The following is a 26,276-nucleotide window of genomic DNA, read 5'->3' as shown; positions in this document are numbered from 1 at the left end:
ATACTGATACACCGCAATCGGGGGCAAGCCCCCTCCCACATTTTGATGTCGGTTCCTTCAGGATGATCATCAATGACCAAATTCCCCACGGCTGTAAACCTGCACAAAACCTCCAACACCCTCGGCCTCACCTACGGGCCCGACGAGGTGTACCAACTTTCCGCCGAGCTGCTGCGCACCCACTCGCCTTCCGCCGAGGTCCAGGGCCACGGCAAACCCATCCTGCAATTCGGCAAACTCAACGTGCGGTTGACCAAGATAGAACCCGCCGGTCAGTACGCACTGAAATTGACCTTCGATGACGGCCATGACAGCGGGCTGTTCACCTGGGACTACCTCTACCAACTGGCCGTGCGTCAGGACGCGCTGTGGGCCGATTATCTCGCCGAGCTCAAGGCCGCCGGAAAAACCCGCGATCCGAGTGAGTCGGTCGTGCGGCTGATGCTCTAGCCCGAGCCTCTTGCTCTTTAGAGGGCATTTTCTAATTTCATCTGCTTGAATGCCCTGTCGCGTGGCCAACGATTGGCCCGCTTGCGAAAAAAATTAAACTCGGGTAACCAATGGAACTGGCAAGTTCCCTGCATTTGACGATGCGGTATCAACGGTCACCCGAGTCGCAGTACCAGGCTTGTGTTGTGTATCGAAACTTCGTACGCAGCGGTACCCGGTACTCGTCTTTCGGACAATGGAGCGTCGTAGATGAGTAACAAGAACAACGATGACTTGAAACGCCAGGCCTCGGAAAACACCCTGGGGCTCAACCCGATCATCGCGTTACGGAAAAAGGACTTACTCGCCTCGGCGAAGATGGTGCTGACCCAAGCCATCAAGCAACCGTTGCACAGCGTCAAGCATGTCGCCCACTTTGGCGTCGAATTGAAGAACGTGATGTTCGGCAAATCCGAGCTGGTACCCGAGAGCGACGACCGTCGCTTCCACGACCCGGCCTGGAGCCAGAACCCGCTCTATAAACGCTACCTGCAAACCTACCTGGCGTGGCGCAAGGAACTGCACGACTGGATTGGCGACAGCAACCTGTCGGAGCAGGACATCAGCCGTGGCCACTTCGTGATCAACCTGATGACCGAAGCCATGGCCCCCACCAACAGCGCGGCCAACCCGGCGGCGGTCAAACGCTTTTTTGAAACCGGCGGTAAAAGCCTGCTCGACGGCCTGTCCCACCTGGCCAAGGACATGGTGCACAACGGCGGCATGCCGAGCCAGGTCAACATGGGCGCGTTTGAAGTGGGCAAGAGCCTGGGCACCACCGAAGGCGCCGTGGTGTTTCGCAACGACGTGCTGGAGCTGATCCAGTACAAGCCGATCACCGAACAGGTGCATGAGCGTCCGTTGCTGGTGGTGCCGCCGCAGATCAACAAGTTCTATGTATTCGACCTGAGCCCGGACAAGAGCCTGGCGCGCTTTTGCCTGCGCAATGGCCAGCAGACCTTTATCGTCAGCTGGCGCAACCCGACCAAGGCCCAGCGCGAGTGGGGCCTGTCGACCTATATCGAGGCGCTCAAGGAAGCGGTCGATGTGGTCACCGCGATTACCGGCAGCAAAGACATCAACATGCTCGGCGCCTGCTCCGGCGGCATTACCTGCACCGCCCTGCTCGGCCACTACGCGGCGCTGGGCGAGAAGAAGGTCAACGCCCTCACCCTGCTGGTAAGCGTGCTGGACACCACCCTGGATACCCAGGTGGCGCTGTTCGTCGACGAACAGACCCTGGAGGCAGCCAAGCGCCATTCCTACCAGGCCGGCGTGCTCGAAGGCCGCGACATGGCCAAGGTATTCGCCTGGATGCGCCCCAACGACCTGATCTGGAACTACTGGGTGAACAACTACCTGCTCGGCAATGAGCCGCCGGTGTTCGACATCCTGTTCTGGAACAACGACACCACGCGCTTGCCGGCGGCGTTCCACGGCGACCTGATCGAACTGTTCAAGAACAACCCACTGGTACGCGCCAACGCCCTGGAAGTGTGCGGCACGCCCATCGACCTCAAGCAGGTCACCGCCGATATCTACTCACTGGCCGGCACCAACGACCACATCACGCCGTGGCAGTCCTGCTACAAGTCGGCGCAGCTGTTTGGTGGCAAGGTGGAGTTTGTATTGTCCAGCAGTGGGCATATCCAGAGCATCCTCAACCCCCCTGGCAACCCCAAGGCGCGCTACCAGACCAGCGACAGCCTGGCGGGTAAACCGCTGGAGTGGCAGGAGAATGCGACCAAGCACACAGACTCGTGGTGGCTGCATTGGCAGGCATGGCAGGCGGAGCGGGCAGGTAAGTTGAAGAAAGCACCTACGAGTTTGGGTAATAAAACCTATGCCGCCGCTGAGGCTGCGCCGGGAACCTATGTACACGAACGCTAGATTGAAATGCGTTCAAATGTGGGAGGGGCGGTGCGACGATTCGACTTGCCCCCGATTGCAGTGCACCAGACACAGATCTGTAGCTGACACACAGCCATCGGGGGCAAGCCCCCTCCCACATTGATTGCATTCCAACCGCACACCTCACAGGGCTTGAACATGCCGCAACCGTTCATCTTCCGTACCATCGACCTGGATGGCCAGACCATCCGCACGGCGGTGCGCCCGGGCAAGCCTCACTTGACGCCGCTGCTGATCTTCAATGGCATCGGCGCCAACCTTGAGCTGGTGTTTCCGTTCGTCCAGGCGCTGGACCCGGACCTGGAAGTGATCGCCTTTGATGTGCCGGGCGTGGGCGGCTCCTCAACGCCCAACCGGCCCTATCGTTTTCCCGGCCTGGCCAAGCTCACCGCACGCATGCTCGACTACCTGGATTATGGCCAGGTCAGCGTGGTCGGGGTGTCGTGGGGCGGGGCGTTGGCGCAGCAGTTTGCCTACGACTACCCGGAACGCTGCAAGAAGCTGATCCTGGCAGCCACGGCGGCGGGTGCGGTGATGGTGCCGGGCAAACCCAAAGTACTCTGGCTGATGGCGAGCCCGCGGCGTTATATCCAGCCGTCCCATGTGGTGCGCATTGCGCCGATGATCTACGGCGGCTCGTTCCGCCGCGATTCAAAACTGGCCGCCGAGCACGCCAGCAAAGTGCGCTCGGCCGGCAAGCTGGGTTACTACTGGCAGCTGTTTGCGGGGCTGGGCTGGACCAGCATCCACTGGCTGCACAAGATCCGCCAACCGACCCTGGTGCTGGCCGGGGACGACGACCCGCTGATTCCCTTGATCAACATGCGCATGCTGGCCTGGCGCATTCCCAACGCGCAACTGCACATCATCGATGACGGGCACCTGTTCCTGATTACCCGGGCCGAAGCCGTGGCGCCGATCATCATGAAGTTTCTTGAGGAGGAGCGCCTGCGCGCAGTGATTCACCCGCGACCGGCCGTGTAAGGACTACACCGCCTCGCAACTTGCCCAGAACCAACTATGGTTCTGAATTGGCGTGCCCGTTGTTGGCTTGACGAAGGAGTGTTGGCTCATGCGAGAAAGACCCGTGACGAACCCAGCCCCCACCCCCGCTGCGTTCATCAACGCGCAAAATGCGATTACCGGCCTGCGCGGCCGGGACCTGCTCTCGACCCTGCGCAGCGTGGCCGTGCACGGCCTGCGCAACCCGGTGCATACCGCCCGCCACGCCCTGGCCCTGGGCGGTCAACTGGGCCGCGTGCTGCTGGGTGAAACGGTGCATGAGCCCAACCCACGCGACAGTCGCTTCCTCGACCCGACCTGGGCCCTCAACCCGTTTTACCGCCGCAGCCTGCAAGCCTACCTGAGCTGGCAAAAGCAAACCCGCCACTGGATCGACGACAGCTCGTTGAGCGCCGACGACCGCGCCCGCGCGCACTTCGCCTTCGCCCTGCTCAACGACGCGGTATCCCCCTCCAATACCCTGCTTAACCCGCTGGCCATCAAGGAGCTGCTCAACTCCGGCGGCAACAGCGTGGTGCGCGGCGTGAGCAACCTGTTCGACGACCTGCTGCATAACCACGGCCTGCCGCGCCAGGTGAGCAAGCAGGCGTTCGAGGTGGGCAAGACCGTGGCCACCACCCCGGGCTCGGTGGTATTTCGCAATGAGCTGCTGGAGCTGATCCAGTACAAGCCCATGAGCGAAAAACAGTACGCCAAGCCGCTGCTGATCGTGCCGCCGCAAATCAACAAGTACTACATTTTCGACCTGAGCCCGGCCAACAGCTTTGTGCAGTACGCGCTGAAAAACGGCTTGCAGACTTTTATGGTCAGCTGGCGCAACCCGGATGTGCGGCACCGTGAATGGGGCCTCTCCACCTATGTCGCGGCACTGGAGGAAGCACTCAACGTGTGCCGCGCGATCACCGGCGCCCGCGAAGTCAACCTGATGGGCGCCTGCGCCGGCGGCCTGACCATTGCCGCCCTGCAGGGCCACCTGCAGGCCAAGCGCCAGCTACGACGCATCTCCAGCGCCAGCTACCTGGTGAGCCTGCTCGACAGCCAGATCGACAGCCCGGCCACGCTGTTTGTCGACGAGCAAACCCTGGAGGCGGCCAAACGCCGCTCCTACCAGCAAGGCGTACTCGACGGCCGCGACATGGCCCGCGTATTCGCCTGGATGCGCCCCAACGACCTGATCTGGAACTACTGGATCAACAACTACCTGCTGGGCAAAGAACCGCCCGCGTTCGACATCCTTTACTGGAACAACGACAACACCCGCCTGCCCGCCGCGCTGCATGGCGACCTGCTGGACTTCTTCAAGCACAACCCGCTGAGCCATCCCGGGGGCCTGGAGGTGTGCGGCACGCCCATCGACTTGCAGAAGGTCACGGTGGACAGCTTCAGCGTGGCCGGGATCAACGACCACATCACGCCGTGGGACGCGGTGTACCGCTCCACGCAGTTGCTGGGCGGCGAGCGGCGCTTCGTGCTGTCCAACAGCGGGCATATCCAGAGCATCCTCAACCCGCCGGGCAACCCCAAGGCCAACTATGTGGAAAACCCCAAGCTGAGCAGCGATCCGCGCGCCTGGTACTACGATGCCAACCACGTCGAAGGCAGTTGGTGGCCGCAGTGGCTGGACTGGGTCCAGCAACGCTCCGGCGTACAGCGCGAAACCCTGACCGCACTGGGCAACCAGAACTACCCACCGATGGAAGCGGCGCCGGGCACTTACGTGCGGGTGCGCTAGCTCAACGCTCACATTAAGAAGACTGGATGAAGACCCGCGACCGTATCCTTGAATGTGCCCTGCAGTTGTTCAACCAGAAGGGCGAGCCGAATGTGTCGACCATGGAGGTGGCGAATGAAATGGGGATCAGCCCCGGCAACCTCTACTACCACTTCCATGGCAAGGAGCCGCTGGTGCTCGGGCTGTTCGAGCGTTTTCAAAATGAGCTGGCACCGCTGCTCGACCCACCGGCGGATGCGCAACTGGAGGCTGAGGATTATTGGCTGTTCCTGCACCTGATCGTCGAGCGCATGGCCCATTACCGGTTTCTGTTCCAGGACCTGTCGAACCTGGCGGGGCGCCTGCCGAAGTTGGCCAAGGGGGTTCGTGGCCTGTTGACCGCCCTCAAGCGCACCCTGGCTTCATTACTGGCACGCCTGAAGGCCGCGGGGCAATTGGTCAGCGATACCCAGGCGCTGGGGCAACTGGTGGAGCAGATCACCCTGACCCTGCTGTTTTCCCTGGACTACCAGCGGATTCTCGACCGTGAAGGCGAGGTGCGCGTGGTGGTTTACCAGATCATGATGCTGGTAGCGCCGCATTTGCTGGTGCCAGCCCGTCAGGCAACGGAGCGGTTGGCCCTCAAATACCTGGATGACCCGGATTAAAAAAGGTGGGAGGGGCGGTGCGACGATTCGACTTGCTCGCTCCCACATTGGAACGATGGTGTTCATAAGACCGCCAATAAAAAACGCCCGACCTTTGCAGGCCGGGCGTTTTTGTATCCTGGAAAAATCAGGACTGACTGGATGGCGTCGGGGTTACCGGCGTTGCAGTCGGGGTTACGGCAGCAGGCGTCGGTGCGGAGACCGAGTTGGCTGTCGAAGCCGTGGGTGCCGGGGTTGCAGGTTTGGCGGCAACAGCTGGCTTGGCGGCGGCTGGCTTTTTCGCTACTGCGGGTTTCTTCGCGGCGGCTGGTTTTGCCGCTGGCTTGGCGGCGGCCGGCTTGGCTGCAGGTTTCGCAGCGGCTGGCTTGGCAGCAGGTTTGGCCGCAGCGGTTTTAGCTGCAGGTTTCGCAGCCGGTTTGGCAGCGGCTTTAGCTGCTGGCTTAGCGGCAGCCTTCACGGCAGGTTTGGCAGCAGCTTTAGCAGCCACTGGTTTGGCCGCAGGCTTGGCGGCCGGTTTGGCCGCAGCAGTTTTGGCCGCTGGCTTGGCTGCAGGTTTAGCTGCGGCTTTTACCGGCGCCTTGGCTGCAGGTTTTGCAGCGGCTTTCGCTGCCGGCTTGGCGGCGGCTTTCACCAGTGGCTTGGCAGCCGGCTTCGCGGCCGGTTTGGCAGCAGCGGTTTTAGCGGCAGGCTTGGCAGCGGGTTTAGCGGCTGCAGTTTTTACCGGAGCCACTTTGGCGCCGGTGAGTTTTTCGATCTGCTTGGTCAGGGTATCGACCTTGCTGTGCAGCGTCTTCAACTCTGCTTTGCTAGGCACGCCCAGTCGCGAAATGGCACTGTTGAGGCGTTTATCGAAAGTTTCTTCCAACTTGCCCCAAGTGTCAGAAATGCTCGACTTGGCGGAACCGGCAGTTGCCTTGGCAGCTTCAACTTTTTTACCAACCGTGGTTTTGGTCAACTTCTCGGCCTTCTCGCCGTCCTTGACCAAAGTCTCGAAGTATTTGCCGCCGTCACTGCTAACCTTCGAGTACACGCCTAAACCAGCAAGCCAGATCTTACGGGAATATTTTTCAACTTCCCCGACCCACGAGCTGCCTTCTTTCTGAGTAGTCTTTTTAACAGCCATCCCGATGTCTCCTTAGTGTTTACGCGCGACACGTTCGAGCAATGCCGTCAGCTCTTCGAGCTTAGCAGAGAGTGTCTCAACGTCATGTTTAGACGCAATGCCGATTCGATTCAAGGCACTGGCAACACGAGTATCAAAAGCTTTTTCAACTTTATCCAGCTGAACTTCTACCAGACCTTTGACCGCGGAGACATTACTCTTTACTTGGTCAATCTGACTGTTGGCGGCATCAAGTTGTTCAATAGCAACTTTTTTGCCTTTACTTTCAACATGTTGACCGGTCTTAACCAGCTCTTTGAAGTAGTCGCTGCCCTCGCTTCCGACCTTGGCATAAGCACCAAGACCTGCCAGCCAGATCTTGCGGGCGTAGCTTTTAACGTCGCTCAGGGCAGTAGTCTGGGCGTCGATTTTTTTCTTCAAGATAACTTTGGCCATGGTGCACCTCACGCAGAAAAGGGGGGAGGAACGGCCCACAGGAGTTGAGGGCTTGGGCACAAAGTAGGCTGGAAAATTAGAATCGGCACCCTAACAACTGTCAGGTCAGGCCAGCGCCTTATCCAAGGCTTTCTCGATTTCGGACTTGATAGTGCCACTCATGGCCGACATCAACAGGCCCAGTTCCACATCAATACGCAGCGAATCATCCGCGACTAATACCGTGCCCTTAACCCCCGAACGCTTGAGGTTCAAGGTATCGCCGGACCATGAAGGTTCCAGGCCATATTGCTCCTGGAGTTTTTGCGCCAACTTGTCGGCCTTGGCGCGCGCGCCTTCTTTACCCAGGGAATGTGCACGCTCAACGGTAATACGGGCCATTGCAATGACTCCTCTTTATACGACTCGGAACACCGGCCATGCGGCAAAAAGCCTCGGTGACCGCCTATCTTACCTTCAGCCTTGCCAAGACAAAGCAGGCCTTGGGGATTATCATGTCCCGCATTCTCTTTTGGTGACAGCGATATGACTGATCAGCGCAAAGGCAGCGATGCCGAACCCACCACTCACTTCGGCTTCAAGAACGTTCCGGAAAGCCAGAAAGCGGAAAAAGTCGCTGAGGTGTTCCACTCCGTCGCCGCCAAGTACGACCTGATGAACGACGTGCTCTCCGGCGGCATGCACCGCCTGTGGAAGCGCTTTACCATCGAGTTGTCGGGCGTACGCACCGGCAACCGCGTGCTGGACATCGCCGGCGGCACGGGCGACCTGGCGGCCAAATTTTCCAAGCTCGTCGGGCCTACCGGCCAGGTGGTATTGGCCGACATCAACGGCTCGATGCTCAAGGTCGGCCGCGATCGCCTGCTGGATAAAGGCGTGGCCGGCAATATCGAATTCGTCCAGGCCGACGCCGAAAAACTGCCGTTCCCCGACAACCATTTCGATTGCGTGACCATCGCCTTCGGCCTGCGCAACGTGACCCATAAAGAGGACGCGATCCGCTCGATGCTGCGCGTGCTCAAGCCGGGCGGCCGCCTGTTGGTGCTGGAGTTCTCCAAGCCGACCAACGCGCTGATGTCCAAGGTCTACGACACTTACTCGTTCGCCTTCATGCCGTTGATGGGCAAGCTGATCACCAATGACGCCGAGAGCTATCGCTACCTGGCCGAATCGATCCGCATGCACCCCGACCAGGAAACCCTGAAGTCGATGATGGTGGAAGCCGGTTTCGACCGCGTGACCTACCACAACATGACCTCGGGCATCGTCGCCCTGCACCGCGGCATCAAGCCCTGATGCTGTTCGCAGGCCTTCTCGCCAGCGTCGAACACGGCCTCAACCGTGTGCTGCGCCTGGACAGCACCGCCCTGGCGCGGCTGGCGCACTTGAACGGCAAGGTGATTGCCGTCGACTGCAGCAGCCCCGCCGTGCAGCTGTTTATCCTGCCCAGCGATGAAGGCCTGCTGCTGGCCACCCAATGGGCCGCCGAGGCTGACTGCACGCTGCGCGCACCGGCGTCGAGCCTGTTACACCTGGCACTGAGCCGCAACAAGACCGCGATCATGCATGGCCCTGAAGTGCATCTGGAAGGCGACAGCGCGGTGCTGATGGACCTGGCCGCCGTGCTGCAAGACCTGGAGCTGGATTGGGAATACGAGCTGTCGCGCTGGATCGGCCCCGTTGCCACCCAGCTGATCAGCGGGCACCTGCGCAGCCGCTCGCGCTGGTACCAACAGGGGTTTGCCAGCCTCAACCAGAACCTCGCCGAATACCTGAGCGAAGAATCGCGCACCCTGGTCGGAGAACGTGAAGCGCAAGCGCGCTTTCGCGAACTCGACAAGGCCAAAATCGACCTGGAACGCCTTGAGGCGCGCTTCGAGCGCCTGAGCCGTTCCCTTGATCCAAGCGATAACGCATGAAGCTGCTCGCCGTCCGCCGTTTGTTTCGTATCCAGCGCGTCGTAATCCGCTACCGCCTCGATGACCTGCTGTTCGCCCTGCCCCTGCCGTGGTTCCTGCTGGCCGTGCGCTATGTGCTGCCGTGGCGCTGGTTTCCGCGCAAGCCGCTGGAGCTGAGCCGTGGCGCGCGCCTGCGCCTGGCGCTGCAGGACCTGGGGCCGATCTTCATCAAGTTCGGGCAGATCCTCTCGACCCGCCGCGACCTGCTGCCCGAAGACATTGCCGACGAACTGATGCTGTTGCAGGACCGCGTGCCGCCGTTCGACTCCCAGCAATCGATGAAGCTGATCGAAGAACAGCTGGGCCACAAGATCAGCGAGGTGTTCAGCCGTTTCGACGTTGAGCCCCTGGCGTCGGCCTCGGTGGCCCAAGTGCACGCCGCGCAGCTCAAGACCGGCGAAGAAGTGGTGGTGAAGGTGATCCGCCCGGGCCTCAAGCCGATCATCGGCCAGGACCTGGCGTGGCTGTTTATCCTTGCGCGCGCCGCCGAGCGTTTCTCTGCCGATGCGCGCCTGCTGCACCCGGTGGATGTGGTCGCCGACTACGAAAAAACCATCTACGACGAACTCGACCTGCTGCGCGAGGCTGCCAACGCCAGCCAGCTCAAGCGCAACTTCGAAGGCTCGCCTTTGCTGTATGTGCCGCAAGTGTACTGGGACTGGTGCCGCCCCAAAGTGCTGGTGATGGAGCGCATCTACGGCGTGCAGGTCACCGACCTCGCAACCCTGGCCGACCAGCGCACCGACATGAAGATGCTCGCCGAGCGCGGCGTGGAGATCTTCTTCACCCAAGTGTTCCGCGACAGTTTCTTCCACGCCGACATGCACCCGGGCAACATCTTCGTCAGCACCGTCAACCCGTGGAGCCCGCAATACATTGCGATCGACTGCGGCATCGTCGGCAGCCTGACCCCGGAAGACCAGGACTACCTGGCCCGCAACCTGTTCGCCTTCTTCAAGCGTGACTACCGCCGCGTAGCGCAACTGCATATCGATTCGGGCTGGGTACCGGCGGAAACCAAGCTGAATGAATTCGAAGCGGCGATCCGCACGGTGTGCGAGCCAATCTTTGAAAAACCGTTAAAAGATATTTCCTTCGGCCAGGTGCTGATGCGCCTGTTCCAGACCGCGCGGCGCTTCAATATGGAAGTGCAGCCGCAGCTTGTGCTGCTGCAGAAAACCCTGCTCAACATTGAAGGCCTCGGCCGCCAGCTGTACCCGGATCTCGACCTGTGGAACACCGCGCAGCCGTTCCTGGAGCGCTGGATGCGCGAGCGCGTCAGCCCGAAAACCCTGCTGGGCAACCTGCACAGCCAATTCGAACAACTGCCGCACCTGGCCAACATGACCCGCGACCTGCTGGAGCGCATGTCCCAGCCTCACGCCAAGGACCCGCCGCCGCCGTGGCACAAGCGCAAGGACGACTGGTTCCTGCGCCTGCTCGGCGCCGCGCACTTGGTGGGCGGGGTGATGCTGGCGATTGGCGGGCCGTTGAACCAGTTGGGCCACTGGCCCGCCGGGATCATGGTCGCCGTGGGTATTTATCTGATCGTGCGTCGGTAGCCAATCCGGTTATACACTGTCGCAAATTGCCGGAGCCGAACATGAAAGACTGGCTGGACGAGATCAAGTGGGACAGTGACGGCCTGGTGCCGGCCATTGCCCAGGACTACAAGACCGGGCGCGTGCTGATGATGGCCTGGATGAACCGCGAGGCCCTGAGCCTGACTGCCGCTGAGCAGCGCGCCATTTACTGGTCACGCTCGCGTGGCAAACTGTGGCGCAAGGGCGAAGAGTCCGGGCACGTGCAGACCCTGCACGAGATGCGCATCGACTGCGACGCCGACGTGGTGATCCTCAAGGTCGAGCAGATCGGCGATATCGCCTGCCACACCGGCCGTCACAGCTGTTTCTATCGCGTGTTCGAGAACGGCGAATGGAAGGTTGTGGAACCGGTGCTCAAAGACCCGCACGCCATCTATTCCGCAGGACACTGAACATGAGCGATACCCTGAACCGTGTGGCCCAGGTGCTGGAAGACCGCAAAGGCGCGGACGCCGACAGCTCCTACGTCGCCAGCCTGTACCACAAGGGCCTGAACAAGATCCTGGAAAAGCTCGGCGAAGAATCCGTCGAGACCATCATCGCCGCCAAGGACGCGCAAATCAGCGGCGATTGCAGCGATGTAATCTACGAAACCGCCGACCTGTGGTTCCACAGCCTGGTCATGCTCGCCCAACTGGGGCAGCATCCGCAGGCCGTACTGGATGAACTGGACCGTCGCTTCGGCTTGTCCGGGCATGCCGAAAAGGCCTCGCGCCCGTCCGCTTGAATAACTTAAGACTAGAGGATTTGCAGCATGGGCATTTTTGACTGGAAACACTGGATCGTCATTCTGGTGGTGGTAGTACTGGTGTTCGGCACCAAGAAGCTCAAGAACCTGGGCACTGACGTGGGCGAGTCGATCAAGGGCTTCCGTAAAGCCATGAACGATGACGAAAAGCCCGCCGACCCAGCCGCCAACCCAGTGCCGCCGGCGCAGCCTGTACACCCGCAGGCCACTCAGCCGATCACCGAGCGTCGTACCTTCGACGTGCAGGCTGAGAAAGTCGAAGAGCCAACCCGCAAAGACGTGTGAGCACTGACTAATGTTTGGTATCAGCTTCTCTGAACTGCTCCTCGTCGGCCTCGTGGCCCTGCTGGTACTGGGGCCGGAACGCCTGCCCGGTGCCGCGCGCACGGCCGGCCTATGGATCGGGCGCCTGAAACGCAGTTTCAACGCCATCAAACAGGAAGTTGAACGGGAAATCGGCGCCGACGAAATCCGTCGGCAACTGCACAACGAACACATCCTGTCGTTGGAGCAGGAGGCGCGCAAGATTCTGTCGCCCGTGCAAGAGCCGGCCAAACCGGTAGAGCCTGTGGTTGAAAACAGCATCGCACCGGCGCCTGTCGCCGAAGCCGCACCTGTTGCCCCCACCCCGACCGAGCCAGCGCCGGCGCCTGTTGCGGCGCCCGCTCCCCATGACCCTACATTGCCGCCGCGAGCCCCATGAGCGCTGATAAACCGGAAAACGACCAGCATATGCCGCTGGTCTCGCACCTCACCGAGCTGCGTACCCGCCTGCTGCGTTGCGTAGCGGCTATCTTCATTATCTTTGCCGGGTTGTTTGCCTTTACCCAGCAAATCTACACCTTTGTCTCCACGCCACTGCGCCAGTACCTGCCGGCCGGCGCGACGATGATCGCCACCGATGTGTCGTCGCCGTTCCTAACGCCATTGAAGCTGACCATGATGGTCTCGCTGTTCCTGGCGATCCCGGTGATCCTGCACCAGATCTGGGGCTTTATCGCACCGGGCCTGTACAAGCATGAAAAGCGCATCGCCGTGCCGCTGCTGGTGTCGAGCATCCTGCTGTTCTACACCGGCATGGCGTTCGCCTACTTCCTGGTGTTCCCGCTGATCTTCAAGTTCTTCGCCGCCGCCACCCCGGCCGGTGTGGAGATGATGACCGACATCACCAGCTACCTCGACTTCGTGATGACGCTGTTCTTCGCCTTTGGCGTGGCCTTCGAAATCCCGGTGGCGGTAGTGCTGCTGGTGTGGATCGGCGTGGTCAACGTGGCGTACCTGAAGAAAATCCGCCCGTACGTGATCATCGGCTGCTTTGTGGTCGGCATGATCCTCACGCCGCCGGACATCTTCTCCCAGACCCTGTTGGCCGTGCCGATGTGGATGCTGTTCGAAATCGGCATCCTGTTCAGCAGCTTGATCACCAAGCGTGGCGAACACCCGGATGACCAACCCGCCGACGACGACCAGCCGCCAGCGACGCAGCCGTGAACCTGCTGCTGTTGGAAGAGGCCGACTTTATCGCGGCCGACCGGGTGGTGCTGCGTGATCGACGCCTGGTGCACATGCAGGAAGTCCACCGCGCGGCGGTGGGTGACAACCTGCGTGTCGGCCGCATCGGCGGGCTGATGGGCAACGCGCAATTGCTGCGCCTGGAGGCCGGTGAAGCCGAGTTGCAGGTCAGCTTCGACCTGCCGCCCCCGGCCAAGCTGCCGCTGACCCTGCTGCTGGCACTGCCGCGCCCGAAGATGCTGCGTCGAGTGCTGCAAACCGTGGCGGCCATGGGCGTGCCCAAGGTGGTGCTGGTCAACAGCTATCGGGTCGAAAAGAGTTTCTGGCAAACCCCGTTCCTGGAACCCGAAGCGATTCGCGAGCAACTGATCCTCGGCCTGGAACAGGCGCGCGACACCGTGCTGCCGGAAATCATTATCGAGAAGCGCTTCAAACCGTTCGTCGAAGATCGTCTGCCGGCCATGACCGAAGGCACCCTGGGCCTTATCGGCCATCCAGGCGACTACCCCGCGTGCCCGCGCGGGCTGGACGAGCCGGTGACCCTGGCGATCGGCCCCGAAGGTGGCTGGATCCCTTATGAGGTGGACCTGCTGAGCAAAGCCGGCCTGCAACCGGTACAGCTCGGCGCCCGCATCCTGCGGGTCGAAACCGCCGTGACCGCCCTGCTCGCCCGCTTGTTCTGAACACAGCGCAAATCCAATGTGGGAGGGGGCTTGCCCCCGATGGCGGTGTATCAGTCACCCAATGTATTCACTGAACCACCGCCATCGAGGGCAAGCCCCCTCCCACATTGGTCTAGCGTCCTACAGAATCCCGCATGCAGGCCGATAACCCCTGAATAAGTCCAAGCCTTGTTCCAGGGGAGTTCGCAGCATGTATCGTTGGTTAGCCGAAAAGCTGGGGAATGTCAGCGTAAAAACCAAACTGGGCGTGGGTTTTGGCCTGGTATTACTGCTCACATTGATGATCACCTTCACCGGCTGGACCGGCCTGGGCGACGTGATCAGTCGCGGCGACAAACTGGGTTATATCTCCAGCCTCAACGGGCTGACCAAGGATTTGCGCCTGGCACGCCTGGACTTCGAAATGCGTCGCGGCGAACAAGGCACGGGCGCGGTCACCGAGCTGCTGACACAGCTGGACGCTGGCCTGAAAAAGGCCGCCGAGCTGATCGAGCAGCCCGACGACAAGGCCTTGGTCGAACAGCAACAGGACGCCTTGAACCAATACAAAAAGGCCTTCGGCGCCATGGTCCAGGCCGGCCTCAAGCGTGAAGGCGCGCGCAGCAAGCTCGGCGACACCGCCGACAATGCCGTGGCCAAGACCAACGAAGTCGAAAAAACCCTGCTGCAAGGCGACAGCGTCACCCAGTTCAATAGCGTGGTCGACCTGAGCAAGCTGATCCAGCAAGCGCGCTTCCAGGTGCGCGGCTACACCTACAGCGGCAAGGTCGAGGCTGAACAGCCGGCCCTCGACGCCATCGACAACGCCCTGAAAAAAATCACCGAACTCGAGGGCCAACTGCCCGCCCAGCTCCAGGCCAACCTGCAGGAAGCCAGTGCCTCGCTGCAGGCCTACCGCGCCGCCGTCAGCCAATACCGCGACTCCCAGGTTGCCAGTGCAGCCGCGCTGAAAATCATGGTTACCCAGGGCGATATCCTGCTCGGGCATAGCGAAAAGCTCACCACTTCGCAGACTGTGGTGCGTGACAACGACGCGGCGCGCGCCAAACAACTGTTGCTGCTGGCCACTGTGCTCGCGCTGATCTTCGGCCTGGTTGCGGCCTGGGCCATCACCCGCCAGATCACCATTCCGCTGAACCAGACCCTGCAAGTCGCTGAGCGCGTGGCCTCGGGCGACCTGAGCCACAACCTCACATCCCTGCGCCAGGACGAACTGGGCCAGTTGCAACGCGCCATGCAGAGCATGAGCGTGGGCCTGCGTGAACTGATCGGTGGCATCAGCGACGGCGTCACCCAGATCGCCAGCGCCGCCGAGCAACTGTCGGCCGTGACCGAACAGACCAGCGCCGGGGTCAACAGCCAGAAGGTCGAGACCGACCAGGTGGCCACCGCCATGAATGAAATGGCCGCCACCGTGCAGGAAGTTGCGCGTAACGCCGAGGAAGCCTCTGAAGCCGCTGTAGCCGCCGACCAACAGGCCCGCGAAGGTGACAAGGTGGTCGGTGAAGCCATCGCCCAGATCGAACGCCTGGCCACCGAGGTGGGCAACTCCACCGAGGCCATGGGCCATCTGCAACGCGAAAGCGACAAGATCGGCAGCGTGCTCGACGTGATCAAGTCCGTGGCCCAGCAAACCAACCTGCTGGCCCTCAACGCCGCGATTGAAGCGGCGCGCGCCGGTGAAGCCGGGCGTGGTTTTGCCGTGGTGGCCGACGAAGTGCGCAGCCTTGCCCAGCGCACGCAAAAATCCACCGAAGAAATCGAAGAACTGATTGTTGGCCTGCAAACCGGCACCCAGCAGGTGGCAAGCATCATGGACAACAGCCGCAGCCTCACCGACAGCAGCGTCGAACTGACCCGCCGCGCCGGCAGCGCCCTGGGCAACATCACCCGTACGGTCTCGACCATCCAGGCGATGAACTCGCAGATCGCCACCGCCGCCGAGCAACAGAGCGCCGTGGCCGAGGAGATCAACCGCAGCGTGCTCAACGTACGCGATGTGTCCGAACAGACGTCGGCCGCCAGTGAAGAAACCGCCGCCTCCAGCGCCGAACTGGCGCGCCTGGGGATTTACCTGCAAACCCTGGTAGGCCGCTTTAAGGTCTGAAGCCCTTTCGCGGCGGCTATCAGAGCCGCCGCCTTTTAATTTGTGAAATTTCCTACGCGTTTTTCAGGTCGTGAATCACACGCCCAGCGCCGAATAAAAGTAGCGTTTCAATTCTCCTGACGTGTGTCAGGCGGTTCCCGAAACGCTCCTTTTAATTCGTTGGAGATTGACCATGTTTCGTCCACTGACCCGCCTGCTGGAAAATATCAGCATCAGCCTCAAACTCGCCCTGGGCTTTGGCTTGGTGCTCAGCCTCAGCCTCGTCATCGCCGTCACGGGCTGGCAAGCCTTGAACACCTCACTTGATCGCTCGCAAACCCTGATCCAGCTCTCGCAATTGGCCGCGGTAGGCGAAGAGTTACGCGCCGATCGGATTGTGTATCGAACCGTCAATGATTCCGAGAGCCTGAGCAAGATCGGCCTGCACATGGAGAAAATCGACCGGCACCTGGTCGAGCTCTCGCCACGGCTGCCCGACCCGCTCAACCAACAACAACTGCAGGAAGGCCGCCGCATTGCGACCAGTTTCAAAACTGCTCTGGGTGGCCTGGAGGGGTTGATCAAGCAACGCGAAAACGCCCGTGAACAGCTCAAGCGCAGCTCAGTGCAGAGCAGCGACAGCCTCTCGGAGCTGGCGAGCAACTTGCCCAATCAAGACGACGAAAAAGCCCTCGATGCCATAGAGCAACTGCGCCAAACCATGGAGCAAGCCGAAGATCGCGCCCAGAGCCCCGCCTGGGCCAGTGACACATTGGAGGCCTACACCAACGGCGTGAATGACGCGTTGCTGGCCCTTGATCGCGCCCAGGCGGTGGTAAGCGCATTGCCGGTGGATGCTGGCGCGCTGAAAAACGCCCTGCTCGACTACCGCACCCAACTGACAGGCCTCAGGGAGGCCCAGCTCACCACCGAGACCAGCCAGAACCAACTGGAGCAATGGCTGGATCAGTTGCTCAAAGAAAGCGACCTGTTGAGCCAGGACCAAACCGCCAAGCGAGACCGCGAAGCCAGCCTCGCGCGCAGCGTATTGCTCTACATCACTGCCGCCGCGTTGTTGCTCGGTAGCCTGGCGGCCTGGTTGATCGCCGGCCAGATCGTCGCACCGCTGCGCCAGGCCCTGCAGGCGGCCAACAGCATTGCCGAGGGCAACCTCACCCAAGCCATCCAGACCCAGCGCCGCGACGAACTGGGACAGTTGCAGCGCAGCATCGGCCAAATGACCAGCAACCTGCGCGGGCTGATCGGCGGCATCGGCGCGAGCGCACAGCAGATTGCCAGTGCTGCCAAGCAACTGTCCGCCGTCACTGCGCAAACCCGCGCCGGAATCGACGACCAGAAGCTCGAAACCGAACAGGTGGCCACCGCCATGAACCAGATGCTCGCCACGTCCCAGGAAGTCGCACGGCATGCCGAGCAAGCATCCGTTGCAGCCACTGAGGCCGACCAACAGGCAGGTGCCGGCGACCAGGTGGTGGCGGAAGCGATCACCCACATCGAACACCTGGCGCAAGAGATGGCGCGCTCAAGCCAGGCCATGCGCGGGTTGCAACAGGAAAGCCAGAAGATCGGCAGCGTACTGGAAGTGATCAAGTCGGTCTCGGAACAGACCAACTTATTGGCCCTCAACGCCGCCATCGAAGCGGCGCGTGCCGGGGAAGCAGGGCGCGGTTTTGCGGTGGTCGCTGACGAAGTGCGCGGGCTGGCGCAACGCACGCAACAATCGGCGGAGGAAATCGAAGCGCTGATCAGCGGCCTGCATCGGGGCACACAGCAGGTGGCCGACATCATGGACAACAGCCGCAGCCTCACGGACAACAGCGTGCAATTGACCCGCCGCGCAGGTGATGCGCTGGCCAGCATCACGCGCACCGTGTCGGTGATCCAGGAAATGAACCCACAGATCGCCGCGGCGGCCGAAGAGCAAACGGCGGTGGCCGAAGAGATCAACCGCAGCGTGCTGAAGGTCAAGGATGCGTCGGAACAAACCTCGGCCGCGAGTCAGGAGACGGCGGCGGCGAGTGTCGAACTGGCCCGCCTGGGCATGGATCTGCAGGCGCTGGTGGGCAAGTTCAACGTTTAGTCGTTACAACACCTGGCGCAGGAAGGCCTGGGCACGAGGGTCCTGGGGCGCATCGAAGAACTGCGCCGGGGCGGCATCTTCCAGCAGTTTGCCGTGGTCGAAAAACAGCACGCGGTCAGCCACTTCGCGGGCAAAGCCCATTTCGTGGGTGACGCAGACCATGGTCATGCCTTCCAGGGCCAGGGTCTTCATCACATCCAGCACTTCGCCGACCATTTCCGGGTCGAGGGCCGAGGTGGGCTCGTCGAACAGCATGACCTTGGGCTCCATCGCCAGCGCCCGGGCAATTGCCACGCGCTGTTGCTGGCCGCCGGAAAGGCGCGACGGAAATTCGTTGGCCTTCTGTGCAATGCCGACTTTTTCCAGCAGCGCGAGGGCCTTGGCCTCACGCTCTTTCTTGCCGCGTTTGCGTACGACTTTTTGCGCCAGGCAGAGGTTTTCCAGCACGGTCATGTGCGGGAACAGGTTGAAATGCTGGAACACCATGCCGACTTCGCGGCGATAGGCGTTCACGTCGGTTTTCGGGTCGGCCAGTTGCAGGCCGTCGATGCTCACCGAGCCCGAATCGAACTCTTCCAGGCCATTGAGGCAACGCAGGAAGGTCGATTTGCCGGACCCCGACGGGCCGATCACTACCAGCACTTCGCCCTTGGCCACCTGAGTGGTGACGTTATCCACCGCGCGCACCACATGGCCACGGGTGTCGAAGACTTTTACCAGATCGCGGACTTCAATCACTTTGCGCGAGCCTCCGCTCAAGCCGGCTGGCCATTTTCGACAGCGGCAGGTTGATCAACAGGTACAGGCCTGCCACGCAGAACAGGATTTCAAACGGCGAGAACGAGGTGGTGATCACTTCGCGGCCGCTTTTGAGCAGTTCGGTAATCGCGATCACCGACACCAGGGACGTGTCCTTTACCAAGCTGATAAATTGCCCCGCCAGTGGCGGCAGCACGCGCTTGAAGGCCTGCGGCAGCACCACATGGCGCATCGACTGGCCCGCACTCATGCCCAGGGAGCGTGCGGCTTCATTCTGGCCACGGGTGATGGACTGCACGCCGGCGCGCACGATTTCCGCCACGTACGCACCGGTGAACAACGACAGCGCGGCGATCCCGGCAAACTCCCGGGACAGGTTGAGCACCGTGCCGATAAAGAAATAGAAGATGAAGATCTGCACCAACAGCGGCGTTCCGCGCACCAATTCGACGTAGATCGTCGACAGATCGCGCAAGGTCGGGTTACTGGACAGTCGGCACAGGCCTGTTGCCAAGCCAATCGCCAAGCCCAGGACGCCGGACACCACCGACAGCCACAAGGTGGTCCACAAGCCCCACATCAACGGCCCCAGCGCCCATTGCCGGGTAACGCCGACCACGTCGCCTTCGGCCACGTCGTCGCCGCGCGCCACTTGCAGGCTGTTGTCCGCCACGATCAGCTTCTGCTCGGCACCCGCATCGTTGCGCAGGGTCACTTCGGCGACATCGCCTTTGCGCACCAGCTCAACGACGGTGGAGATATCCGCCGCGCGCTGGGAGGTTTCGGCCTGATAGGCGAAGTATTGCGGCACACGGTTCCAGCGCCACTCGTAGGACATCAGCGAGGTGGCGTAGTACAAGGCGCCAGCCAGGCCGACCAGCACGACCACGGTCAGCAGGTGCCAGGGCCATTGGGCTTTTTTCTGTTTCATTTTACTTTCCGGGATTGATGTCGCCTGTCAGGCCGCTTTCGCGAGCAAGCCCGCTCCCACCCTTGACCGAGTTCCAACATGAGAATGCGGTCAAAATGTGGGAGCGGGCTTGCTCGCGAAGGACGCGACTCGGTATTCAGCCGAACTTATTCCATGTCCTTGAGCCACTCGGAGCTCTTGAACCACTTGTCATGGATGCGATCGTAGGTGCCGTCGTTGCGGATCTGGTGCAGGAAATTGTTGATGAAGTTGATGCTGTCGTAATCGCCTTTTTTCAGGCCAAACGCCAGGGGTTCGAAGGTGAAGGGTTCTTCCAGGAACACCAGCTTGCCGTTGCCGACTTTCTTCTCGGCAACCACGTTGTACGGCGCGTCATACACAAAGGCATCCGCCTTGCCGTTGACCACGTCCAGCACACCTTCCTGCTCGTTGTCGTAGCCGTGGTACTTGGCCTTGGAAATCAGCTTCTTGGCGACCATCTCACCGGTGGTGCCGAGCTTGGAGGTGAGGCGGTATTTCTCGTCGTTCAAGTCTTTGTAGGACTTGATGGTGCCTTCCAGGTCCTTGCGGATCAGCAGGGTCTGGCCCACCACGATGAAGGGTTCGCTGAAGTTCAGGCGCAGGTTGCGTTCCTGGGTCAGGGTCATGCCGCTGCCGATCATGTCGAACTTGCCGGTCAGGAACGCCGGGATAATCCCGTCGTAGCCAGTGGACACCAGCTCCAGCTTGACGCCCATGGACTTGGCCATGGCCTTGAGGATGTCGACTTCAAAGCCGATGATTTCACCGCGCTTGTCGGTCATTTCGAACGGCATGTAGGTCGGGTCCATGCCGACTTTCAGCGTGCCGCGCTTGACCGCATCATCGATGGCGCCGGCCTGGGCCGCATTCGCGGCAACCAGTGCGGTGACGCCTAGCAGCAGCATCGAAAGATACTTTTTCATCATCAAGTCCCCTGAACGATTCTTATGAGGTCGGCGCGCAAAAGGGCTGCACCATTTCGGGGTGCGATCCTAACCCACTCGCCTCCTGTCACAAAGGTTTCACGGGTAATTGTTATTGCGTATGTCGGAAAGGCCCCACAACAGTGCAGCTGAACACAAGGGATAGACCGATCAGCGCGCGACGCGGGTAATTGGCTGATGTGTAAGAAGTTATGACGGTCAGTCGATCTCGGCCATCCAGGCGGTGTCCTTGAACCACTTGTCGTGCAGGCGATCGTAGGTGCCATCCTGGGCGACCTGGCTGAGGAAATGGTTGATCCAGTTGAGGCTGTCGTAGTCACCTTTCTTCAGGCCAAACGCCAGCGGCTCAAATGTGAAAGGCTGCTCCAGGGCCAACAAGCTGCTGTTCTCCGGCCGGGTTATCGCGATCAGGTTGTACGGCGCGTCATGGATAAAGGCATCGGCCTTACCCTCTACCACTCGGCGTATGCCTTCTTGCGAAGTGGCGAAACTGCTGAGCTGGGCCGACGTCAGAAAGCGTTGTGCCGCGGTCTCGCCGGTGGTGCCCTCGGTAGCCGCAATGCGGTAGCCGGCCTCGTCGAGGTCTTCGATACTGGACACCTTGTCGGCCAGGCTCGGATGCAGCAACACGGTCTGCCCCACCACGATAAAGGAGTCGCTGAAATTCAGCTTGAGGTTGCGCTCCTGGGTGACCGTCATGCCGCTGCCGATCAGATCGAATTTGTTCGCCAGCAACCCCGGCAGCAGCTCGGTATAGGGCACCGCCACCAGTTCCAGCTCGACGCCCAGCGCGCGGCTCATGGCCTGCAGCAAATCGATTTCGAAGCCGACGATACGCCCCTGCTTGTCCTTCATTTCGAAAGGGATATAGGTCGGCGTGGTACCGACCTTCAGCACCCCGCGCCGCACGGCGTCGTCAATGGCACCCGCCTGCACCAGGCCGAGCTGAATGAATGCCAGGGCGCCGGTCAGCAGCGCCAAACAATAGCGTTTGTTCATGAATACCCCTGTGGCTACGTCAAATTCGGGGCGATGCTAACTCAGCCACAGGCACGGCAATACGCCTTGAACCAGGGTCTTTTGTTTCGAAATAACAAGGAGTTAGGGCGATAGAGAACGGACTTGAAACGCTGTAGGACCAGCGCTTCGAACGCCCCCGAAGTGAACCCTCGGGGGCGTCTGAATCAGGCCGGTTGGGCCTGGGACGACAGCGGTTGCAGCGGCAGCAACGGCGCGTGCGGGTCGGACTTGATCGAATCACGCCACGCAGCGAGCCATTCGGCATGCCCTTCGCTCCAGACCTGCTCGTGCAGGCGCGCCAGGGCTACCGGATCGCTGAGCAAGGCCAGGCGTTCGCCGTTATTGAGGCCGGCCGGGCCGACTTTCAATGCATGACGCACACGCTCGACACGCAGGTACTCGATCGGCTCCGCCTCACGGTGACGCGAGGTCGCCAGGGCGCAGGCCAGGGCGTTCTGCTGCGGGTCGACCACCGAACGTACAAACCCGTCGTTGAGGGCGTGCCAACGGTTTTCGTGGGTGTACTTCTCCGTCGACAGCAGTGCTTGCGGCGGGTTGTATTCCTCAGGAATCAGGAACAGGCTCTCGTCGCGCGACTTGAGGCCCAGCTTGACCCGGCTGGAAATCACCGACACCGGGATCGACAGCATCAGCGAGCCGACAATCGGGATCAGCCACCACAGGAAGCTCGGGTTCAACCACACCACCAGCAGGGCCCACAGGAAGCCGAGTACGGTTTGCGGACCGTGGCGTTTGACCGCCTCGCTCCACGGGGTGGAGTCGTCGTCACGCTGCGGCGAGTTCCAGGTCGCAGCCCAGCCGAGGAACGCGGCGAGTACGAAACGCGTGTGGAAAATCATCCGCACCGGCGCCAGCAACATGGAGAACAACATCTCCAGCAGCATCGACAGGGTCACCTTGAACTTGCCGCCGAACTCTTTCGCGCCCTTGGCCCAGATCAGGATGATGCTCAGCAGTTTAGGCAGGAACAGCAGCACGATGGTGGTGGAGAACAACGCCACGGCCTTGTCCGGATGCCATTGCGGCCACAGCGGGTACAGCTGGCGCGGCGCCATGAAGTACTGCGGCTCCATCAGGGTGTTCACCGCCAGCAACGCTGTCGACAACACCAGGAAGAAGAACCACAACGGCGCCGACAGGTAGGACATCACGCCCGTCAGGAACACCGCACGGTGCACCGGGTGCATGCCTTTAACCAGGAACAGGCGGAAGTTCATCAGGTTGCCGTGGCACCAGCGACGGTCACGCTTGAGTTCGTCCAGCAGGTTCGGCGGCAGTTCTTCGTAGCTGCCCGGCAGGTCGTAGGCAATCCACACGCCCCAACCGGCGCGGCGCATCAGCGCTGCTTCAACGAAGTCGTGGGACAGAATCGCACCGGCGAACGCGCCTTTACCCGGCAACGGCGCCAGGGCGCAGTGCTCGATAAACGGCTTCATACGGATGATTGCGTTGTGGCCCCAGTAGTGCGATTCACCCAACTGCCAGAAGTGCAGGCCGGCGGTGAACAGCGGGCCGTACACGCGGGTAGCGAACTGCTGCATGCGCGCATACAGGGTGTCCATGCCCGACGCCCGTGGCGCGGTCTGGATAATCCCGGCATCCGGCGTGGCTTCCATCAGGCGCACCAGGCTGGTCAGGCATTCGCCGCTCATCACCGAGTCAGCGTCGAGCACCACCATGTACTTGTAGTCACCGCCCCAACGACGGCAGAAGTCGTCGAGGTTGCCGCTCTTGCGCTTTACACGACGGCGACGGCGGCGATAGAAGATCTTGCCGAAACCACCGGCTTCGCGGCACACGTCAAGCCAGGCTTGCTGTTCGGCGATGCAGATGTCGGCGTCGTTACTGTCGCTGAGTACGAAGAAGTCGAAGCGGTCGAGGTCACCCGTGGCCGCCACCGATTCAAACGTGGCGCGCAGCCCGGCGAACACCCGCGGCACGTCTTCGTTACAGATCGGCATCACCAGCGCGGTGCGGGCGTCTTTCGGAATCGGCTCGTCGCCGGCACTTTTACCGGAGATCCGGTATTTATCGTGACCGGTAAGCAGCTCGAGGAAGCCCATCAACGCGGTCCAGAAACCCGCCGACACCCAGCAGAACAGAATCCCGAACATGATCAGGATGCTGGTTTGCAGGGCGTAAGGCAGTACCTGGGTAGCGGTTTGCAGCAGGGTCTGGTTGCGGATTTCGTCGAAGTCGACCAGCGACCAGCCCTGGTACGGCATGATGCCTTTCATGTACCAGCCGGCCACGATGGTCTGGCCGAGCATCAGCACCAGCAGGATATAACGACGGATCGAACCAACGGTGCGCCAGCGCGCAGCCGGCAGCACACGGTCGTCTTTCGGCGGCTTCGGCGGGTTGGTGCGACCGGTCAGGCGGCGCCAGCCACGCACCAGGATATTGGTGCGCCACGGCTCCGGCACGACCTTGGTGCGACGGATCGGTGGCGTGGCCTTGAGGCACACACGACCGCTGGCGTCGAGCGCCAGCATTTCGGCGTCCTCCAGCTCTTCGGCCGTGTTGAGGGTCAACCGGCGGCCAACCGAGGCTTGGGCAGCGTCGGCCGGCGCATCGAACGTGGAGGACGACAAGCGCTGGTGCAGCTCGCTGAAGGATGAGCAGCCGGCCAGTTCGGCGCGCTGCTCAGCGGTCATTGGGAGGTGCGCCAGATACTCGGACAGAGTCTCTGGCTGGACTTGAGAATTACTCATCGGCAGGCAACTGATAGCTCCAGGTTTCGGTCAGGACTTGCTCGGTCTTGATCGGCTCCGGTGTGGCTGGGGCAGCTTCTGGCTGCTTGGCTTCCTTGTCTTTCGCGTCTTTCTTGGCCTGTTTCTCGTGTTGCTTGGCCAGGACCTTGTCAGCCTTGAGCACCTGGGTGGAGACTTTCTCCGGCTCAGGCGGCGTGATGTCTTGCACCAGCGCTGCACGCATCTCGGTCGGCTTGCCTGCGTCCTTGATCTTCAAGCGCAGGGTCAGGCGCCAGCCTTTGGTGTGCTCGTTGTAACGCACGCTGTTTTCAACCACTTCAGCGTTGTCACCGACGCTCACCTGGCTGCGCACCGGTGCGTCCGGCAGCAGTTTTTTCAGGGATGGGCCTTCGAAGTCCACCAGGTACGCAACGCTGCCGTCCGGCTGACGGATCAGGTTGGACTGCTTCACATCACCGGTGGAACGCAGGGTCTGCTTGACCCAGGCGCTCTCCGGCGAATGGAATGCGGCATCGTCCAGGGTCCAATGCAGGCGGTAGGCGACGTCCAGCGGCTCGCCGACTTTCGGCAGCTCGGCCGGGCTCCAGAAGGCCACGATGTTGTCGTTGGTTTCGTCGGCGGTCGGGATCTCCACCAGGTCGACGGAACCCTTGCCCCAGTCGCCTTCAGGCTCGATCCAGGCGCTTGGGCGCTTGTCGTAGTTGTCGTCCAGGTCTTCGTAGTGGCTAAAGTTGCGGCCGCGTTGCAGCAGGCCGAACCCGCGCGGGTTCTCGACGGTGAAGTTGCTGACCGACAGGTGTTTAGGGTTGTTCAGTGGGCGCCAGATCCACTCGCCGTTGCCGGCATGGATCGACAGGCCGCTGGAATCATGCAGCTCACGACGGTAGTTGAGCACCTTGGACGGCTGGTTCGCGCCGAACAGGAACATCGACGTCAACGGGGCAACGCCCAGCTTGCTGACCTTGTCGCGCAGGAACATCTGGGATTTCACATCGACAACAGTGTCGGTGCCTGGGCGCAGGATCAGGCGATAGGCGCCGGTGGCACGTGGCGAATCCAGCAGGGCGAAGATCACCAGGTGCTTGTCACCCGGCTTCGGACGTTCGATCCAGAACTCGGTGAAACGCGGGAATTCTTCGCCGGACGGCAGCGCGGTATCGATCGCCATGCCACGGGCGGACAGGCCGTACACCTGGTCCTTGCCCACGACGCGGAAATAGCTGGCGCCGAGCATGGTCATGATTTCGTCTTGCTTGTCACCCTTGTTGATCGGGTACAGCACACGGAAGCCGGCATAACCCAGCTGTTCGGTGGCCTTGGGATCAACCTTGACGTCGCCGAAATCGAAGCGCGACGCGTCGTACTTGATTTCCTGCACGCTGTCGGCGGTGACTTCGTTGATTTTCACCGGTGTATCGAAGTGCATACCCTGGTGATAGAAGGACAGCTTGAACGGGGTGTTCTGATCGGCCCATTCGGCTTTGTCGGTGCGGAAACGAATCTTCTGGTAATCAGCGAATTTCATTTCGCGGAATTCGTTCGGCAGATTGCTGCGCGGAGCTTCGTATTTCTGCCCGGCCAGCTCTTTTGCCTTGGCCGACACATCATCCAGACTGAATGCCCACAGTTGACCGGCGCCGAACAGGCAAAACAGGGCAGAGCCCGTCACCAGTGCGTTTCGTAACCGTTTGGCAGACAATTTTGGTGCATTACAGGGACTAACAATCACGAGCAACCCTCGCCGAAAACAGATCAAAAAACCAACTGCCAGCTATCTATATGCCAGGTTGGCGAGCATTGTTCCGACTCCCCCT

At 61.2% G+C, this 26,276-nt stretch carries 24 protein-coding genes and 2 pseudogenes; 17 read left to right on the top strand and 9 right to left on the bottom strand.

Features of this window, described 5'->3' with window-relative positions:
• Positions 1-72 precede the first annotated feature (72 nt).
• From CXQ82_RS02065 to CXQ82_RS02045, 5 genes are all read left to right on the top strand, one after another.
• Positions 73-450 (top strand): gamma-butyrobetaine hydroxylase-like domain-containing protein, encoded by a 378-nt coding sequence (locus tag CXQ82_RS02065; protein WP_101265685.1) that lies wholly within the window; start codon positions 73-75, stop codon positions 448-450.
• A 249-nt stretch (positions 451-699) separates the two neighbouring features.
• Positions 700-2,379, top strand: a complete 1,680-nt coding sequence (gene phaC / locus CXQ82_RS02060; protein ID WP_101265683.1) for a class II poly(R)-hydroxyalkanoic acid synthase — start codon at positions 700-702, stop codon at positions 2,377-2,379.
• 159 nt (positions 2,380-2,538) lie between these two features.
• A complete protein-coding gene (gene phaZ / locus CXQ82_RS02055; protein WP_101265681.1) occupies positions 2,539-3,384 on the top strand; it encodes a poly(3-hydroxyalkanoate) depolymerase in 846 nt (281 codons plus the stop codon).
• Positions 3,385-3,472: 88 nt separating this feature from the next.
• Positions 3,473-5,155: a class II poly(R)-hydroxyalkanoic acid synthase gene (gene phaC, locus CXQ82_RS02050; protein ID WP_101265679.1), complete on the top strand. Its 1,683-nt coding sequence runs from the start codon at positions 3,473-3,475 to the stop codon at positions 5,153-5,155.
• Between the two features lie 26 nt (positions 5,156-5,181).
• A complete protein-coding gene (locus CXQ82_RS02045) occupies positions 5,182-5,802 on the top strand; it encodes a TetR/AcrR family transcriptional regulator (RefSeq protein WP_101265677.1) in 621 nt (206 codons plus the stop codon).
• A 127-nt stretch (positions 5,803-5,929) separates the two neighbouring features.
• Here CXQ82_RS02045 and CXQ82_RS02040 read toward each other — a convergent pair whose 3' ends face one another.
• The 3 genes from CXQ82_RS02040 to CXQ82_RS02030 form a co-directional block, all read right to left on the bottom strand.
• Positions 5,930-6,925 (bottom strand): phasin family protein, encoded by a 996-nt coding sequence (locus CXQ82_RS02040; protein WP_101265675.1) that lies wholly within the window; start codon positions 6,923-6,925, stop codon positions 5,930-5,932.
• Positions 6,926-6,937: 12 nt separating this feature from the next.
• On the bottom strand, positions 6,938-7,360 hold the full coding sequence (locus CXQ82_RS02035) for a phasin family protein (RefSeq protein WP_101265672.1): 423 nt from the start codon (positions 7,358-7,360) through the stop codon (positions 6,938-6,940).
• Between the two features lie 105 nt (positions 7,361-7,465).
• A complete protein-coding gene (locus CXQ82_RS02030) occupies positions 7,466-7,741 on the bottom strand; it encodes a polyhydroxyalkanoic acid system family protein (RefSeq protein WP_101265670.1) in 276 nt (91 codons plus the stop codon).
• A 144-nt stretch (positions 7,742-7,885) separates the two neighbouring features.
• Between CXQ82_RS02030 and ubiE the strand changes: the two genes are divergently transcribed.
• The 12 genes and pseudogenes from ubiE (at position 7,886) to CXQ82_RS01975 (ending at position 18,052) form a co-directional block, all read left to right on the top strand.
• Complete coding sequence (gene ubiE / locus CXQ82_RS02025) at positions 7,886-8,656, top strand: bifunctional demethylmenaquinone methyltransferase/2-methoxy-6-polyprenyl-1,4-benzoquinol methylase UbiE (RefSeq protein ID WP_003171186.1); 771 nt, start codon at positions 7,886-7,888, stop codon at positions 8,654-8,656.
• A complete protein-coding gene (locus tag CXQ82_RS02020) occupies positions 8,656-9,279 on the top strand; it encodes an SCP2 domain-containing protein (protein ID WP_101265668.1) in 624 nt (207 codons plus the stop codon). Before ubiE ends, CXQ82_RS02020 begins: the two co-directional genes overlap by 1 nt.
• Entirely contained in the window at positions 9,276-10,880 is a 1,605-nt protein-coding gene (gene ubiB, locus CXQ82_RS02015; RefSeq protein ID WP_101265666.1) for a ubiquinone biosynthesis regulatory protein kinase UbiB, read from the top strand. Before CXQ82_RS02020 ends, ubiB begins: the two co-directional genes overlap by 4 nt.
• Before the next feature lie 41 nt (positions 10,881-10,921).
• On the top strand, positions 10,922-11,314 hold the full coding sequence (gene hisI, locus CXQ82_RS02010; protein WP_101265664.1) for a phosphoribosyl-AMP cyclohydrolase: 393 nt from the start codon (positions 10,922-10,924) through the stop codon (positions 11,312-11,314).
• Positions 11,315-11,316: 2 nt separating this feature from the next.
• Positions 11,317-11,649, top strand: coding sequence for a phosphoribosyl-ATP diphosphatase (locus CXQ82_RS02005; RefSeq protein ID WP_003209299.1), 333 nt, complete (start codon positions 11,317-11,319; stop codon positions 11,647-11,649).
• Positions 11,650-11,676: 27 nt separating this feature from the next.
• Positions 11,677-11,955 carry a twin-arginine translocase TatA/TatE family subunit gene (locus tag CXQ82_RS02000; RefSeq protein ID WP_101265662.1) on the top strand — a complete coding sequence of 93 codons (279 nt, stop codon included), beginning with the start codon at positions 11,677-11,679 and terminating at the stop codon, positions 11,953-11,955.
• A 10-nt stretch (positions 11,956-11,965) separates the two neighbouring features.
• On the top strand, positions 11,966-12,373 hold the full coding sequence (gene tatB, locus CXQ82_RS01995) for a Sec-independent protein translocase protein TatB (protein ID WP_101265659.1): 408 nt from the start codon (positions 11,966-11,968) through the stop codon (positions 12,371-12,373).
• On the top strand, positions 12,370-13,161 hold the full coding sequence (gene tatC, locus CXQ82_RS01990; RefSeq protein WP_101265657.1) for a twin-arginine translocase subunit TatC: 792 nt from the start codon (positions 12,370-12,372) through the stop codon (positions 13,159-13,161). The genes tatB and tatC overlap by 4 nt, the downstream gene beginning before the upstream one ends.
• A complete protein-coding gene (locus CXQ82_RS01985) occupies positions 13,158-13,865 on the top strand; it encodes a 16S rRNA (uracil(1498)-N(3))-methyltransferase (RefSeq protein ID WP_101265655.1) in 708 nt (235 codons plus the stop codon). Before tatC ends, CXQ82_RS01985 begins: the two co-directional genes overlap by 4 nt.
• 190 nt (positions 13,866-14,055) lie before the next feature.
• Positions 14,056-15,114: pseudogene (locus CXQ82_RS31795) on the top strand (methyl-accepting chemotaxis protein); the annotation flags it as partial.
• Positions 15,100-15,972, top strand: a complete 873-nt coding sequence (locus CXQ82_RS31790) for a methyl-accepting chemotaxis protein (RefSeq protein WP_371917346.1) — start codon at positions 15,100-15,102, stop codon at positions 15,970-15,972. The pseudogene CXQ82_RS31795 and the gene CXQ82_RS31790, both read left to right, overlap by 15 nt.
• Positions 15,973-16,144: 172 nt before the next feature.
• Entirely contained in the window at positions 16,145-18,052 is a 1,908-nt protein-coding gene (locus CXQ82_RS01975) for a methyl-accepting chemotaxis protein (RefSeq protein WP_101265652.1), read from the top strand.
• A gap of 3 nt (positions 18,053-18,055) precedes the next feature.
• Here the strand turns inward: CXQ82_RS01975 and CXQ82_RS01970 are convergent, their stop codons facing one another.
• The 6 genes and pseudogenes from CXQ82_RS01970 to CXQ82_RS01945 form a co-directional block, all read right to left on the bottom strand.
• Positions 18,056-18,790, bottom strand: coding sequence for an amino acid ABC transporter ATP-binding protein (locus CXQ82_RS01970; protein ID WP_101265650.1), 735 nt, complete (start codon positions 18,788-18,790; stop codon positions 18,056-18,058).
• Complete coding sequence (locus CXQ82_RS01965) at positions 18,783-19,742, bottom strand: amino acid ABC transporter permease (protein WP_101265648.1); 960 nt, start codon at positions 19,740-19,742, stop codon at positions 18,783-18,785. Before CXQ82_RS01965 ends, CXQ82_RS01970 begins: the two co-directional genes overlap by 8 nt.
• Before the next feature lie 146 nt (positions 19,743-19,888).
• Positions 19,889-20,686, bottom strand: a complete 798-nt coding sequence (locus tag CXQ82_RS01960) for a transporter substrate-binding domain-containing protein (RefSeq protein WP_026137058.1) — start codon at positions 20,684-20,686, stop codon at positions 19,889-19,891.
• A gap of 219 nt (positions 20,687-20,905) precedes the next feature.
• The gene (locus CXQ82_RS01955; protein WP_101265646.1) at positions 20,906-21,706 is read right to left on the bottom strand and encodes a transporter substrate-binding domain-containing protein; all 801 of its coding nucleotides are present in this window, start codon (positions 21,704-21,706) and stop codon (positions 20,906-20,908) included.
• Positions 21,707-21,889: 183 nt separating this feature from the next.
• Positions 21,890-24,462 (bottom strand): annotated as a pseudogene (mdoH, locus tag CXQ82_RS01950) (glucans biosynthesis glucosyltransferase MdoH); the annotation flags it as partial.
• Positions 24,455-26,191: a glucan biosynthesis protein G gene (locus tag CXQ82_RS01945; protein WP_101273711.1), complete on the bottom strand. Its 1,737-nt coding sequence runs from the start codon at positions 26,189-26,191 to the stop codon at positions 24,455-24,457. The gene CXQ82_RS01945 and the pseudogene mdoH, both read right to left, overlap by 8 nt.
• Positions 26,192-26,276 lie beyond the last annotated feature (85 nt).

It is taken from the genome of Pseudomonas sp. S09G 359 (genome assembly GCF_002843605.1).
Classification (GTDB): domain Bacteria; phylum Pseudomonadota; class Gammaproteobacteria; order Pseudomonadales; family Pseudomonadaceae; genus Aquipseudomonas.
Note: the sequence above shows the minus strand (reverse complement) of the source record. Positions and strands in the feature narration are given on the sequence as shown.

Coding starts and splice junctions, on each gene's coding strand:
- ubiB (WP_101265666.1), top strand. CDS start 9,276: ATGAAGCTGCTCGCCGTCCGCCGTTTGTTTCGTATCCAGCGCGTCGTA.
- tatC (WP_101265657.1), top strand. CDS start 12,370: ATGAGCGCTGATAAACCGGAAAACGACCAGCATATGCCGCTGGTCTCG.
- CXQ82_RS02045 (WP_101265677.1), top strand. CDS start 5,182: ATGAAGACCCGCGACCGTATCCTTGAATGTGCCCTGCAGTTGTTCAAC.
- CXQ82_RS31790 (WP_371917346.1), top strand. CDS start 15,100: ATGCAGAGCATGAGCGTGGGCCTGCGTGAACTGATCGGTGGCATCAGC.
- CXQ82_RS02030 (WP_101265670.1), bottom strand. CDS start 7,741: ATGGCCCGTATTACCGTTGAGCGTGCACATTCCCTGGGTAAAGAAGGC.
- CXQ82_RS01960 (WP_026137058.1), bottom strand. CDS start 20,686: ATGAAAAAGTATCTTTCGATGCTGCTGCTAGGCGTCACCGCACTGGTT.
- phaC (WP_101265683.1), top strand. CDS start 700: ATGAGTAACAAGAACAACGATGACTTGAAACGCCAGGCCTCGGAAAAC.
- CXQ82_RS02065 (WP_101265685.1), top strand. CDS start 73: ATGACCAAATTCCCCACGGCTGTAAACCTGCACAAAACCTCCAACACC.
- CXQ82_RS01955 (WP_101265646.1), bottom strand. CDS start 21,706: ATGAACAAACGCTATTGTTTGGCGCTGCTGACCGGCGCCCTGGCATTC.
- tatB (WP_101265659.1), top strand. CDS start 11,966: ATGTTTGGTATCAGCTTCTCTGAACTGCTCCTCGTCGGCCTCGTGGCC.
- hisI (WP_101265664.1), top strand. CDS start 10,922: ATGAAAGACTGGCTGGACGAGATCAAGTGGGACAGTGACGGCCTGGTG.
- CXQ82_RS02040 (WP_101265675.1), bottom strand. CDS start 6,925: ATGGCTGTTAAAAAGACTACTCAGAAAGAAGGCAGCTCGTGGGTCGGG.
- CXQ82_RS02020 (WP_101265668.1), top strand. CDS start 8,656: ATGCTGTTCGCAGGCCTTCTCGCCAGCGTCGAACACGGCCTCAACCGT.
- phaZ (WP_101265681.1), top strand. CDS start 2,539: ATGCCGCAACCGTTCATCTTCCGTACCATCGACCTGGATGGCCAGACC.
- CXQ82_RS02005 (WP_003209299.1), top strand. CDS start 11,317: ATGAGCGATACCCTGAACCGTGTGGCCCAGGTGCTGGAAGACCGCAAA.
- phaC (WP_101265679.1), top strand. CDS start 3,473: ATGCGAGAAAGACCCGTGACGAACCCAGCCCCCACCCCCGCTGCGTTC.
- CXQ82_RS02035 (WP_101265672.1), bottom strand. CDS start 7,360: ATGGCCAAAGTTATCTTGAAGAAAAAAATCGACGCCCAGACTACTGCC.
- CXQ82_RS01965 (WP_101265648.1), bottom strand. CDS start 19,742: ATGAAACAGAAAAAAGCCCAATGGCCCTGGCACCTGCTGACCGTGGTC.
- CXQ82_RS01975 (WP_101265652.1), top strand. CDS start 16,145: ATGTTTCGTCCACTGACCCGCCTGCTGGAAAATATCAGCATCAGCCTC.
- CXQ82_RS02000 (WP_101265662.1), top strand. CDS start 11,677: ATGGGCATTTTTGACTGGAAACACTGGATCGTCATTCTGGTGGTGGTA.
- ubiE (WP_003171186.1), top strand. CDS start 7,886: ATGACTGATCAGCGCAAAGGCAGCGATGCCGAACCCACCACTCACTTC.